11 protein-coding genes and 1 riboswitch are annotated in these 12,520 nt (G+C 68.7%); of the genes, 4 read left to right on the top strand and 7 right to left on the bottom strand.

The window, feature by feature from the left end:
- Window position 1: 1 nt before the first annotated feature.
- Window positions 2–1,327 (bottom strand): glycoside hydrolase family 6 protein, encoded by a 1,326-nt coding sequence (locus AC4D16_RS14280; RefSeq protein ID WP_490955439.1) that lies wholly within the window; start codon window positions 1,325–1,327, stop codon window positions 2–4.
- Window positions 1,328–1,567: 240 nt separating this feature from the next.
- Window positions 1,568–1,671, top strand: a riboswitch (SAM riboswitch).
- Between the two features lie 4 nt (window positions 1,672–1,675).
- On the opposite strand from AC4D16_RS14280, the gene sfnG reads away from it, so the two are divergent.
- Genes sfnG through AC4D16_RS14265 form a run of 3 tightly spaced genes read left to right on the top strand, consistent with a single transcriptional unit; the run spans window position 1,676 to window position 4,697 of the window.
- Window positions 1,676–2,821 carry a dimethylsulfone monooxygenase SfnG gene (sfnG, locus tag AC4D16_RS14275; protein ID WP_490955438.1) on the top strand — a complete coding sequence of 382 codons (1,146 nt, stop codon included), beginning with the start codon at window positions 1,676–1,678 and terminating at the stop codon, window positions 2,819–2,821.
- Entirely contained in the window at window positions 2,821–4,200 is a 1,380-nt protein-coding gene (locus AC4D16_RS14270; protein ID WP_490955437.1) for an O-acetylhomoserine aminocarboxypropyltransferase/cysteine synthase family protein, read from the top strand. Before sfnG ends, AC4D16_RS14270 begins: the two co-directional genes overlap by 1 nt.
- Window positions 4,197–4,697 (top strand): CoA-binding protein, encoded by a 501-nt coding sequence (locus AC4D16_RS14265; RefSeq protein ID WP_490949584.1) that lies wholly within the window; start codon window positions 4,197–4,199, stop codon window positions 4,695–4,697. Before AC4D16_RS14270 ends, AC4D16_RS14265 begins: the two co-directional genes overlap by 4 nt.
- Here the strand turns inward: AC4D16_RS14265 and AC4D16_RS14260 are convergent.
- Window positions 4,687–5,565 (bottom strand): helix-turn-helix transcriptional regulator, encoded by an 879-nt coding sequence (locus AC4D16_RS14260; RefSeq protein ID WP_490955436.1) that lies wholly within the window; start codon window positions 5,563–5,565, stop codon window positions 4,687–4,689. The two genes, AC4D16_RS14265 and AC4D16_RS14260, sit on opposite strands and share 11 nt — an antisense overlap.
- 101 nt (window positions 5,566–5,666) lie before the next feature.
- Between AC4D16_RS14260 and AC4D16_RS14255 the strand changes: the two genes are divergently transcribed.
- Window positions 5,667–6,347 carry an SDR family NAD(P)-dependent oxidoreductase gene (locus tag AC4D16_RS14255; RefSeq protein WP_490955435.1) on the top strand — a complete coding sequence of 227 codons (681 nt, stop codon included), beginning with the start codon at window positions 5,667–5,669 and terminating at the stop codon, window positions 6,345–6,347.
- 6 nt (window positions 6,348–6,353) lie between these two features.
- On the opposite strand, the gene AC4D16_RS14250 is transcribed toward AC4D16_RS14255, so the two are convergent.
- The 5 genes from AC4D16_RS14250 to chvE all read right to left on the bottom strand — a co-directional run bounded on the left by AC4D16_RS14250 (window position 6,354) and on the right by chvE (window position 12,509).
- Window positions 6,354–7,754, bottom strand: coding sequence for a hypothetical protein (locus tag AC4D16_RS14250; protein ID WP_490955434.1), 1,401 nt, complete (start codon window positions 7,752–7,754; stop codon window positions 6,354–6,356).
- Window positions 7,751–8,311 carry an RNA polymerase sigma factor gene (locus AC4D16_RS14245; RefSeq protein WP_490955433.1) on the bottom strand — a complete coding sequence of 187 codons (561 nt, stop codon included), beginning with the start codon at window positions 8,309–8,311 and terminating at the stop codon, window positions 7,751–7,753. Before AC4D16_RS14245 ends, AC4D16_RS14250 begins: the two co-directional genes overlap by 4 nt.
- A gap of 196 nt (window positions 8,312–8,507) precedes the next feature.
- Window positions 8,508–9,710: a multiple monosaccharide ABC transporter permease gene (mmsB, locus tag AC4D16_RS14240; RefSeq protein WP_490955500.1), complete on the bottom strand. Its 1,203-nt coding sequence runs from the start codon at window positions 9,708–9,710 to the stop codon at window positions 8,508–8,510.
- 38 nt (window positions 9,711–9,748) lie between these two features.
- A complete protein-coding gene (gene mmsA / locus AC4D16_RS14235) occupies window positions 9,749–11,278 on the bottom strand; it encodes a multiple monosaccharide ABC transporter ATP-binding protein (RefSeq protein WP_490955432.1) in 1,530 nt (509 codons plus the stop codon).
- Between the two features lie 118 nt (window positions 11,279–11,396).
- The gene (gene chvE / locus AC4D16_RS14230) at window positions 11,397–12,509 is read right to left on the bottom strand and encodes a multiple monosaccharide ABC transporter substrate-binding protein (protein ID WP_490949590.1); all 1,113 of its coding nucleotides are present in this window, start codon (window positions 12,507–12,509) and stop codon (window positions 11,397–11,399) included.
- Window positions 12,510–12,520 lie beyond the last annotated feature (11 nt).

Genomic DNA, 12,520 nt, shown 5'->3' with positions numbered 1-12,520 from the left:
ACTACCGCCTGGTCGTGGGACCGGCGTTCGCGATGAGCCCCAGGGCCTGCTCCGGAAACCAGGCTCCCGCCGAGGGGTCGATCCGCCCCCAGGCCGGGTCCACGCCGCCGCGATCCAGCCCGCGCGTGCACCGCCCGTCGGACTCCCCCGGCACCTTGATCCACAGGAAGGCATCTGCGAGCGGGTGGAGGGTCGTCGTCGTCGGCTTGTAGCCCAGTCCGCGCCCCGGAGGGTTGCACCACGTCTCGGCGTCGGGGTAGGCCCCTGCCTGCGGAGCCCAGGCTCCCTTGCCGTTGCGGCTGGTGTCCACCACGAAGTGCGTCAGCGGCCGGGCCGCCGTCGGCGCTCCCGCCGCCTGGTCCACGTTCGCGGTGTACCAGGCGTCGGTCTTACCCCAGGTACTGACGTCCGTGGGAGAGGCCGGGTAGTACTGGCCCGCGCAGTCCGTGTACCGGCCGAGGCGGGTGCCGCCGTCGGCCGTGTTGGTGGCGTAGTGGATGCACTTCGACACCCAACTGCCGTAGCTGAGCTGCTTCTCCGTGGTCTCGAAGTGGGACACGTTGAGGAAGAAGCCGTCCGCCTTCTGCACGCCGGCCTTCACGAGCCGGCTCACGGAATCGCCGACGTCCAGCCAGCCACTGTGGCCGCCGTCGAGGTACACGGTGGCCCGCGGCAGCGCCGAGAGCGTGTCCACGGCATAGTTCAGGAGCGCATAGCGCTCGGCCGCAGCTGTCGCGGGTGATGCGGTGGACGGCGCGCACCAGTCCTGCGTACCCCGTACGTCGGTGTGCCACGGGATCAGATCGAGCCCGTCCGGCTCCAGGATCACGAGTGCGGGGCGCTGGCCGATTCCTGCTGCAAGGCCGTCGATCCACCGGCGGTACTCTGCGGGGCCGAGCGCGCCCCCACCCGAGTACTGGGAGCAGTCGCGGAACGGCAGGTTGTAGGCCACGAACACGGGAATCTGGTTCCTCGCCGCGGCTGCCGTGGTGGTGCTCTGCACCTGCGCGGTGACGGACGACGGCGTGCCACCCACCAGCCAGCTGGCGGTGGGAGTGGCGATCATCGAGCTCAACCTGGCGGCCTGCAGCAGGTTGCCGCTCGTCCGCAGGCCGTCCACCTGCCGCTGCGAGTCCGCGGCGTGGCCCTGCTTCGGGGTGTAGAACCCCATACCCGGGTAGGGCGCGAGGACGGTCGGCGCGCTGATGCCGGTGACCGGAGGAGCTGCGACCGCGGCTGGGCCGGTCAGGAGGGTGGCTGCCGTGATGGCAGCGCAGAGAAGGGCGAATTTCCGGGCGCGCGACGGCACCGTGGTGAGGCGTTTCATGGTGTTCCTCGAGTGGGACGTGTCGATGACGGGTGAGCCTCTCAACCCCGGCTGGAGGCGCTCCCAGCACCATGAGGAGCGACGGCGACAGCAAAGTCAACGTGCTCGGGCGCGTCCTCGCATGACGCGCGCGAACTTGCGTGATTCCTGCGCGGAACCGGCACGGTCGCTGCATCGAGAGCCTCTTCGTGGGGAGACACATTGTTTGGATCCCCCCGGAGCGGCTGTCAGACTCGGGAGTGACCATCCCGAGCGGCTGAGAGATCTGGCTCACTGACGCCGCAGCAACCCTGGCCTCCGCGTACCGCGGCGACAGTAGGGTGCTACTGCCAGACCGATGGAGGATCCATGAGCGTCGCAGACCTGTCCACTCCCCTGAAGTTCGCCTACTGGGTGCCCAACGTGAGCGGTGGCCTGGTGGTCTCGACCATCGAGCAGCGCACCAGCTGGGACTTCGAGTACAACCGGGATCTCGCCCGCATCGCGGAGAACGCGGGATTCGAGTACGCGCTCTCGCAGACCCGGTACGCGGCGTCCTACGGCGCCGACAAGCAGCACGAGGCCACGAGCTTCTCCCTCGCCCTCCTCGCGGCGACCGACAAGCTGAAGGTGATCGCCGCCGTCCACCCCGGCATGTGGCACCCGGGTGTCCTCGCGAAGTTCATCATCACGGCCGACCACATCTCGAACGGTCGCGCCGCCGTGAACATCGTCTCCGGCTGGCTGAAGGACGAGTTCGTGAACTTCGGCCTCGAGTGGCTGGAGCACGACGAGCGCTACGTCCGCACCGAGGAGTTCATCCGCGTGCTTCGCGGCCTCTGGACGGAACAGGGCTACAGCCAGGCGGGGAAGTACTACGACATCAAGGACTTCACCCTGAGCCCGGCCCCTGTGGACGTGCCCGGCCGGCCGCACCCCGAGATCTTCTTCGGCGGCAACTCGACGGCCGCCCAGGCCACCGCTGGCCGCGTGGCCGACTGGTACTTCTCCAATGGCAAGGACCTCGAGGGGTTCAAGGAGAACATCGCCGGCGTGCAGGCCTCCGCCCTCGAGGCGGGCCGCCGTTCGCGCTTCGGCCTGAACGGCTTCGTGATCGCACGGGACTCCGAGAAGGAGGCGCGCGAGACGCTCCGTGAGATCGTCGCGAAGGCGCACCGCCCGGCCGTCGAGGGGTTCCGCGACGCCGTCCAGGAGGCGGGCGCCTCCACGAAGGACGGCAAGGGCATGTGGGCTGACTCCTCCTTCGAGGACCTCGTGCAGTACAACGACGGCTTCCGGACGCAGCTCATCGGCACGCCCGAGCGGATCGTCGAGTACAAGAAGATCGGCGTGAACCTCTTCCTCACGTGCTACCTCCACTTCCAGGAGGAGGTCGCCGCGTTCGGCCGGGACATCCTCCCGATCGTCCGCGAACTCGAGGCGGACGCCGCCCGCAAGGCCGGCGTCGACTTCGCGCTCCCTCCCACCCTCCAGACCAGCAAGGCAGGCTTCTGATGGCTGACCGCTCCTTCGGCTTCCGCACCCGCGCGCTCCACGCCGGCGGCACTCCCGACGCCACGCACGGCGCGCGTGCCGTCCCGATCTACCAGACGACGTCGTTCGTGTTCAAGGACACCAATGACGCCGCCAACCTCTTCGCGCTGCAGAAGTACGGGAACATCTACTCCCGCATCGGCAACCCCACCGTCGCGGCCTTCGAGGAGCGCATCGCGTCCCTCGAAGGCGGTATCGGTGCGGTGGCGACGGCGTCGGGCATGAGTGCGGAGTTCATCACCCTCGCGGCCCTCTGTCAGGCGGGCGACCACATCGTCGCCGCCTCCCAGCTGTACGGCGGGACGGTGACGCAGCTCGATGTCACGCTGCGCCGGTTTGGCATCGAGACCACCTTCGTTCCCGGTACCGATCCGGCCGACTACGCCGCCGCCATCCGCGAGAACACCAAGGCCGTCTACGCCGAGGTCATCGCGAACCCCTCTGGCGAGATCGCGGACCTCGCCGGGCTGGCGAAGGTGGCCCACGACGCCGGCGTGCCCTTCATCGTCGACTCGACCCTCAGTACGCCGTACCTCGTGCGGCCCATCGAGCACGGCGCGGACATCGTGATCCACTCCGCCACCAAGTTCATCGGCGGGCACGGCACCACGCTCGGCGGAGTGATCGTGGAGAGCGGGCGGTTCGACTGGGGCAACGGCAAGTTCCCCATGATGACCGAACCCGTGCCCTCCTACGGCAACATCCAGTGGTGGGCGAACTTCGGCGAGTACGGCTTCCTCACGAAGCTGCGCACCGAGCAACTCCGCGACATCGGGCCATCGCTCTCCCCCATGTCTGCCTTCCAGCTCCTGCAGGGCGTGGAGACCCTCGCGCAGCGCCTCGACGAGCACCTCGAGAACGCCCTCGCCGTCGCACGGTGGCTGGAGGCGGATCCGCGCGTCGAGTACGTCAACTACGCCGGGCTGCCATCCCACCCGCACCACGAACGCGCCCGCAAGTACCTGCCACAGGGCCCGGGTTCGGTGTTCAGCTTCGGCGTCACCGGCGGGCGGAAGGCGGGCCAGAAGTTCATCGAGTCGCTGCAGATCGCCTCGCACCTCGCGAACGTGGGTGACGCGCGCACCCTCGTGATCCACCCGGGCTCGACGACGCACCAGCAGCTCTCCACCGAGCAGCTCGCCGCGGCAGGCGTCCCCGAGGACCTCGTGCGGATCTCCGTGGGCCTCGAGGATCTCGACGACATCCTGTGGGACCTGGACCAGGCGCTCACCCTCGCCGTCGACACCCCGGACGAGGCCTTCGACGACCTGCCGCAGGAAGCGGCGGGCGAGAACGACGACGACGCATCGGTGACGCGCGCAGTGGGAGTGGGAGCATGAGCGGCACGCAGTCGATCCGTACCTGGGAGGGGCCCTCGGCTCCCGAGCGCCTGGCACTCCTTCGCCGTGCGCGGTCGGTGGCGATCGTCGGCGCCTCTGACAAGCCGTCCCGGGCGTCGTACTTCGTCGCCACCTATCTGCAGTCCTCCTCGCCCTACCGCCTGTACTTCGTGAACCCGGTGGCGAAGGAGATCCTCGGGCAGCCCGCCTACGCGTCCCTCGCGGACCTCCCCGAGGTGCCCGACGTCGTCGACGTCTTCCGCAAGCACGACGATCTGCCGTCGGTGCTCGAGGAGACGCTGGCGGTCGGTGCGAAGACGCTGTGGCTGCAGCTCGGCTCCTGGCACGAGGACGTTGCCCGCTCCGCCGAGGACGCGGGGCTGAACGTTGTCATGGACCGGTGCCTGAAGATCGAACACGCGCGCTTCCACGGGGGCCTCAACCTCGCGGGCTTCAACACCGGCGTCATCTCCTCGAAGCGCCAGCTCACCTCCTGACGGCGTCCGGCACCCGCTCGGGGTCCGGCACCGGCTCGGGTGAGAGCGTCTGGAGCCCGGTGACCCTCAGCAGGTCGAGCAGTGCTTCGTCCTCGCTGCCCGGCGCGACGGTGTAGACGACGATCCGGAGGTCCCCGCCGGGGACGGACAGGACGTCGCAATCCACGGTGATCGGTCCCACCGGCGTGTCCGTCATCGTCTTCCGGCTGGACCGGTGTTCGGCGACCCTCGCCTCCGACCATCGACGCTCGAAGTCGGGGGACGCCGCACGCAGCCGGGAGACGAGACGCTGCAGGTGCGGGTCGCGCGGGTACCTGCCCGTGGCCGCTCGCACGTCCGCGGCGAGGTCGGCGGCGAAATCCTCCGCGTGCTGCCGGTCGAAGTCCACGCCCTCGTGGCCGGAGGTGAAGTACCGCCACACGAGGTTGCGCTCCATGCCCACGAGGCGGGACGGGTCACCACAGAGCGCCGCCCAGAGCGGGTTCCACAGCACGATGTCGTGGGTGGCCGTGAACACCGCCATGGGGACGTCGCCGAGCCTGTCGATGATGCGGTGCACCCCGGGCGTGATGTACCGGGGCACCATGTCCGGCGACGGCGGGGCGGCCCCGCCCACGCGGTACAGGTGGTCGCGCTCGGCGGCGTCGAGGCGCAGGGCGATCGCCAGGGCGTTCAGCAACTGCGGGGACGGGTGGGTGGCGCGGCCCTGCTCCAGGCGCACCACGTAGTCCACGCTCACGTTCGCCAGGGCCGCGAGCTCCTCACGCCGCAGGCCCGGGCTCCGCCGCCCCGCCCCGGCAGGGAGTCCGACCTCGGCCGGGGTCACCCGCTGACGCCACGCCCGGAGGACACTCGCGAATTCACTCATGACCCCATCATCCGTGGAGGGCGCCGCCCGCGGGTGGTACTGCCGGTCCCACGGTCGGAGGGTACCTTGGCGTCCGCCCTGCGGCGGGAGAGTGTGGAGCCATGACAACCACACTGATCACCGGGGCCAACCGCAGCCTCGGACTCGAAACCGTCCGCCGACTCATCGCAGCCGGCCACACCGTCCATGCCGGCATGCGCGACCTCTCCACGGGCCGGGAGGCCGAGAAGCTCGGTGCCCACCTCGTCCAGCTCGACGTCGACGACCAGGCGAGCGTCGACGCAGCGTTCTCGTCCCTCCCCGAGCTCGACGTCCTCGTGAACAACGCCGGGATCCTGGGGACCTCCTACGGCGTCGACGACCTCTCGGCGGACGCCATGCGCAGCGTGCTCGACATCAATGTGATCGGGCTCGTCCGTGTCACCCAGGCGGCTTTGCCGCTGCTGCGCCGCTCGACGAACCCGGTCATCGTCAACGTGGCATCGGGCGTCGGGTTCGCGAGATACCTCAGTACCGAGGGCACCGACGAGTTCGCGGTCCCGGCCATCCCCTACGCGGCGTCGAAGGCCGCTGTCATCGCACTCACGGTGCAGTACGCGAAGAACCTGCCGGCCATGCGCATCAACGCCAGCGATCCGGGGTACACGAGTACCGACTTCAACCACCACAGCGGTCACCAGACCATCACCGAGGGCACCGACGCGACCGTCGCACTGGCCACCCTCGGCCCCGACGGCCCCACGGGCGAGTTCCACAACCGGCAGGGGCGCATCGAGTACTGAGCGGGCCTAGGGCTCGGCAGGAGCGGGAGGCCCGGCAGGAGCAGGGATCCCGCGCTCCTGCTGGGCTGCGTCCGCGGGCTCTGTATCCTGCGACGGTTCCGCCATCGGGTCGGGAATCGGGGCGGCGTCCGTCGAGCCAGGTACCGGGGAAGGATCTGTCGAACTCGGCAGCGGGGCGGCTTCCATCGAGCCAGGCACGGGGACGCCGTCCGTCGCATTGGCCACCGGCACCGAGTCGGCGCGTGAGTCGGGCACCGGGACGCCGTCCGTCGACTCGGTCACCGGCACCGCATCGGCGCGTGCGTCGGGTAGCGGGACGCCGTCCGTCGACTCCGGCACCGGCACCGCTTCGGCCGTCGGCTCGGGCATCGGGGTGTCGACGTCGGGGTCGGGCTCGCCGAACAGCGGTTCGCTCGGCTCGGCATCCTGCACCCCGTCCTGCGGCGCTGCCTCCCACCACAGGTCCTCCCCGACGAAGAACAGCGCGAACCACGGGGACTCGCCGTCGAGGGGGTCCGCCGGGAGGGCGACCATGCCGGGGTCGGTCGCCGGGGCGCGTAGCCACACCGGGCCGGGGTCGGGTTGTCCGGCGTCCTGGCCGGGGCTGAGGAATCCGTCCTCGGCCGTCCCATCCTTCAGGAGGAGGGTGAACATCTCGTCGACGGGACGTGTCGGCTCGTCGGCACGCTCGTCGGCTCCCGCCGGATCCTCGCCCTCCGCCGTGCCGGCCCCGGGGTGCGCCGGCGGCGGAGCCGCGCCTGCGTCCCGTCCGGCGTCGTCGGGAGCGGCTACCGATGACGCCGCAGTCCCGGACACCGCAGACGAGCCGGTCGCATCCGACGCGGTGGACGGGGTGGACGGTACGGACCGTACGGATGAAGCGGTACGCGGAACCTCCCTGGGCTGGGCACCGGCGGATCCCTCCTGCGCCGAACCGGCGGCAGCCGCTGACGGACCGTTTGCGCCGCTGCCGGGAGCGGCCTGGCCGGAGGAGGCGACGGCGGGCGCACCGGAGGGCGGCCTTTCGGCGTCGGGCCCGGTGACTCCCGAGGCACGCAGCCGGGCTGCGTCGTCGCGGAGGCTGTGGCGCGTGAGGGTGTCGACGGCGTCGTCGAACCCGTGGCGGAGGGGCACGGGATCCGCTGCGACTCCGGACATCCCGACCCCCATCGACACCGCAAGGGCACCGCCGATGAAGGTGACCCGGCCCTTGCTGCGCCGCACACGCGAGGCCTTGCCGCCACTGGCCATCAGCTGCGCGAGCTCGGCCGAGGCGTCCGGGAGCGGCCCCTCGCCCAGCTGTGCGATGTCCTCGACGGCCCGGACGAGGGCGGGATCGTCGTCGACGCCCGCCTCGCGCAGGAGTTCCAGCACCTGGTCGGACGGCGAGCTGTTCCGAGACGTCATAACGCTTCCGATTCGTTGGTGTGAACGAGTTCCTTGAGCTTGAGCAGACCTCGCCGCTGCAACTGCTTGACCGAGCCGGCCGAGCGTCCCAGGATGGTCGCCACCTGCTCGATCGGCAGCCCCGCGACGATCCGCAGCAGCAGGACGTCACGTTGTTCGGCATTGAGCTCGGCCAGCATGCCCCCGGCGTCGCGGGCATCGAGCCGTTCGAGCACTTCCGTCTCCGCCGATGCGGTGCTGCGATGATCGCCCTCGGCGTCGTAGCCCACGAGGACGGGAGCCCTGGTCCTCCTGCGGACCTCGTCCACGTACCTCGCGTGGGCGACCGAGAAGGCGAAAGCGCGCAGACCCGCCGTTCCACCGGTGATGGAGCCGAGCTTCGAGAACACCGTCAGGAAGACCTCCTGCGTGAGTGCCTCGGGATCCTCGGACCTTCGCCCCGTGAAGTACCCGCTGACCGCAGGTCCCAGGGACTCGTAGATCAGGGAGAGCGCCGCCGGTTCGCCCGACTGAGCGCGGGCGAGCGCATCGTCAGGCAGCGGTGTGACCACGGTCATGTCCTTGTTCGAGCGGGCGGCGAGACCATCGTAACCGCTGCCCCTCACCGGGGGCCGTACGGCCTCCGGTAAGAGAAAGGCCGCACCGAGACCCGTTGGGGGATAAGTCTCGGTGCGGCACTTACATACTGGTAATCGCCGCACGCACCGGAGAAGTTACGTGGTCGGCGAAGATTTCTTCGGACCCTGCGAACTGCTACTTCAGGGCGTTGGAGGCACGGCGCTTGTTGAAGACGTCGAAGCCGACGGCGAGCAGCAGCACCATGCCCTTGATGAACTGCTGGACGTCGATCCCGACCCCCAGCAGGGACATCCCATTGTTGAGCACACCCATGATGAGGCCGCCGGTGATCGCCCCGATCACCGTTCCGACACCACCGGTCACGGCCGCGCCACCGATGAACGCCGCCGCGATGGCGTCGAGCTCGAAGAGGTTGCCCGCGCCGGGGCCGGCGGAGTTCAGGCGACCGGTGAAGATGAGGCCGGCGAGCGCCGCGAGCACGCCCATGTTGACGAACAGCATGAAGTCGATGCGCTTGGTGTTCACGCCGGACAGCTGGGCCGCCTGCAGGTTCCCGCCACGTGCGTAGATATGGCGCCCGAAGACGCTGTTGTTCATCACGGCGCTGTACGCGACGATCAGGATGCCCAGCACCACGAGCACGATCGGCGTGCCGCTGCGGGAGCCGGCCAGCAGGTAGGTCACGCCGAGGATCATCACCGCGATGAAGCCGAGCTTCGTGTAGAACCAGGACGTCGGCTCGTCCTCGAGCTTCAGGCGCGCGCGGGTGGCGCGTCCGCGGAGCTGGGTGACGACCAGGAGGACGACGGCGATGAGGCCGAGCCCCACGGTTGTCCAGTCGAGGAAGTTCGTCTCGGGCGGGAACAGCCCCGGGAACAGGAAGCCGCCGCCGAGCTGGCGGTACTCCTCGGGGAAACCGGTGATGCGCTGGTTCTCCAGGACGATCTGCGTGAGACCACGGAACACGAGCATGCCGGCGAGGGTGACGATGAACGCCGGGATCCCGACGTACGCCACCCAGAAGCCCTGCCAGGCACCCACGAGTCCGCCGATGACGAGGGACGCGACGAACGCCGCCCACCAGGGGAACCCGAAGTCCTGGATCATGATGCCGGACATCGCCCCGACGAAGGCCGCGACGGACCCGACGGAGAGGTCGATGTGCCCGGCGACGATGATCATGACCATGCCGATGGCCAGCAGCAGGATGTAGCTGTTCTGCACGATGATGTTCGAGACGTTGTCCGGCTGCAGCAGGGCGCCGCCGGTCAGTACCTGGAACAGCGTGACGATGACGATCAGAGCGACGAAGATGCCGATCTGCCGGAGCCTGCTCGTGAGGAACGAGAGCCCGTTCTTCGTGGGAGGGGCCGGCATGGCAACAGCCGGGTCCTTGACGGTGGTGGCCATCGGGGTCAGTCCTTTTCCTTGGTCATGTACTGCATGAGGAGTTCCGGTGTCGCGTCGGCGATGGGCACGTCAGCTGTGATGCGGCCCTCGGCGAGCGTGTAGATGCGGTCGCAGATGCCGAGGAGTTCGGGCAGCTCGGACGAGATGACGATCACGGCTTTCCCCTCTCCGACGAGGCGATTGATGATGGTGTAGATCTCGTACTTCGCGCCCACGTCGATCCCTCGGGTGGGTTCGTCGACGATCAGCACGTCGGGGTCCGAGAACATCCATTTGGACAGCACCACCTTCTGCTGGTTGCCGCCGGAGAGCTTCCCGGTGATGGCGGTGACGGAGGGGGCCTTGATGTTCATGGACCTCCGGTAGTCCCCGGCCACGACGGCTTCCTGCCCGCTGTCCACCCAGCCGCGTTTCGCGAGCTTGCCGAGGGCGGCTCCCGAGACGTTCCGCTTGATGTCGTCGATCAGGTTCAGCCCGTACTTCTTGCGGTCCTCGGTGGCGTAGGCGATGCCGTGCTTGATCGCTTCGCCCACGGACTTCGTCGTGATCGGCGAGCCGTTCTTGTAGAGGGTCCCGGTGATGTTCGAGCCGTAGCTCCGCCCGAAGATGCTCATGGCCAGCTCGGTACGGCCCGCGCCCATGAGACCGGCGATGCCGACCACCTCCCCGGCCCGCACAGAGATGTTCGCGGAGTCCACGACCACGCGCGAGCTCTCCTGCGGGTGGTGCACCGTCCAGTTCTCCACCCGCAGCACCTCGTCGCCTATCACGGGCGTGCGGTCGGGGTAGCGGCTGCCCATCTCCCGGCCCACCATGCCCTTGATGATGCGCTCCTCGGTGACCGAGCCGTCGTGCAGGCTCAGCGTCTCGATGGTGCGCCCGTCCCGGAGGATGGTCACGGAGTCCGCGATCTCGCGGATCTCGTTGAGCTTGTGGCTGATGATGATGCAGGTGATGCCCTCGGTGCGGAGTCCCTTGACCAGTCCGAGGAGGTGCGCGGAGTCCTCGTCGTTCAGCGCGGCCGTGGGCTCGTCGAGGATCAGCAGCTTCACGTTCTTCGAGAGCGCCTTCGCGATCTCCACGAGCTGCTGCTTGCCCACGCCGATGTCACCGGCGCGGACCACGGGGTTCAGGTCGAGCCCCACGCGACGGAGCAGCTTGGCCGCCTCCACGTTGGTCTCGTTCCAGTTGATGAACCCGCGCTTCTCACGCTCGTTGCCGAGGAAGATGTTCTCCGCGACGGACAGGAACGGCGAGAGCGCGAGCTCCTGGTGGATGATGACGATGCCGGCCCGCTCGCTGTCGCGGATGTCCTTGAACTCCGCCTGCGTGCCCTCGAACTCGATCTCGCCGTCGTACGTGCCGTGCGGGTACACACCCGACAGCACCTTCATGAGGGTCGATTTCCCGGCCCCGTTCTCTCCGCAGATCGCGTGGACTTCGCCGCGCTCGACGTCGAGACTGACGTCCTGCAGTGCCTTCACGCCCGGGAAGGTCTTGGTGATGCGGTGCATCCTGAGGATGTTGTCCGCCATGGTCACGCCTCGCTTACTTGAGTGGAAGTCCCGGCAGTGGCCGGGCGAGGTCCAATGCCTGTGGCTCCGGACCATGGGAGGTACGGAGCCACAGGCATCGTCAGGAGAAGCGGAACGACTACTGCAGGTCGTCCTCGGTGTAGTAGCCGGTCTCGACGAGGGCCGTCTCGTAGTTGTCGACCGTGACGATCTCGGACTCGAGCAGGAAGGAGGGGACCACCTTGACGCCGTTGTCGTACGTCTCTGTGTCGTTGACCTCGGGCTCTTCGCCCTTCATGAGGGCGTCCACCATGGTGACGGCCTGCTTGCCGAGCTCGCGGACGTCCTTGAAGATCGTCGAGTACTGCTCACCCGCGATGATGGACTGCACCGAGCCGACCTCGGCGTCCTGGCCGGTGACGACCGGCAGCTCGTCAGCGGAGTACCCGCCGGAGGTCAGGGCCGAGATGATGCCGATGGACAGGCCGTCGTACGGGGACAGGACACCCTCGAGACGCTCGCCGCCACCGACGGTGATGAGGTCCTCCATGCGGTCCTGGGCCGTGTCGGGCAGCCACCGGAGGATCGCCGCCTGCTCGAACTCGGTCTGGCCGCTGGGCACGCGGAGGGTACCGGCGTCCAGGTACGGCTGCAGGGTCTCCATGGCGCCGTTCCAGAAGAACGTCGCGTTGTTGTCGTCCGGGCTGCCGGCGAAGAGCTCCACGTCGAACGGTCCCGTCTCGCCGGTCTCGTTGCCCTCGGCGTCGAGGATGCCGAGGCCGGTGAGGAGCGAGGTGGCCTGCTGCACGCCGACCTCCTCGTTGTCGAACGTCGTGTAGTAGTCCACGGTGTCCGAGCCGTTGATGAGGCGGTCGTAGGCGATGACGGGGATCTCCTGCGTCTCGGCCTGGTCCAGCACGCTGGTGAGCGTGGTGCCGTCGATCGAGGCGATCACGAGGGCGCTGACGCCGCCGTTGATCATGTTCTCGATCTGGCTGACCTGCGTGGGGATGTCGTCGTTGGCGTACTGGAGGTCCACCTGGTAGCCGAGGTCCTCGAGCTGGCTCTTGACGTTCTCGCCGTCGGCGATCCAGCGCTCGGACTGCTGCGTGGGCATGGCCACGCCGATGGTGATGTCCTCGGGCGCCTGGCCCTCGGCGGGGGTGTCCCCGCCGCCACGGCTGCCACAGGCAGTGAGGCTGAGGGCCAGGATGCTGGTGGCCGCGATGCCGACCAGGGTTTTCCGATTCATGGTGGAACTTT

This window comes from Arthrobacter sp. TJ-236 (assembly GCF_058269235.1).
This window is presented reverse-complemented; position numbering and strand designations above follow the sequence as displayed.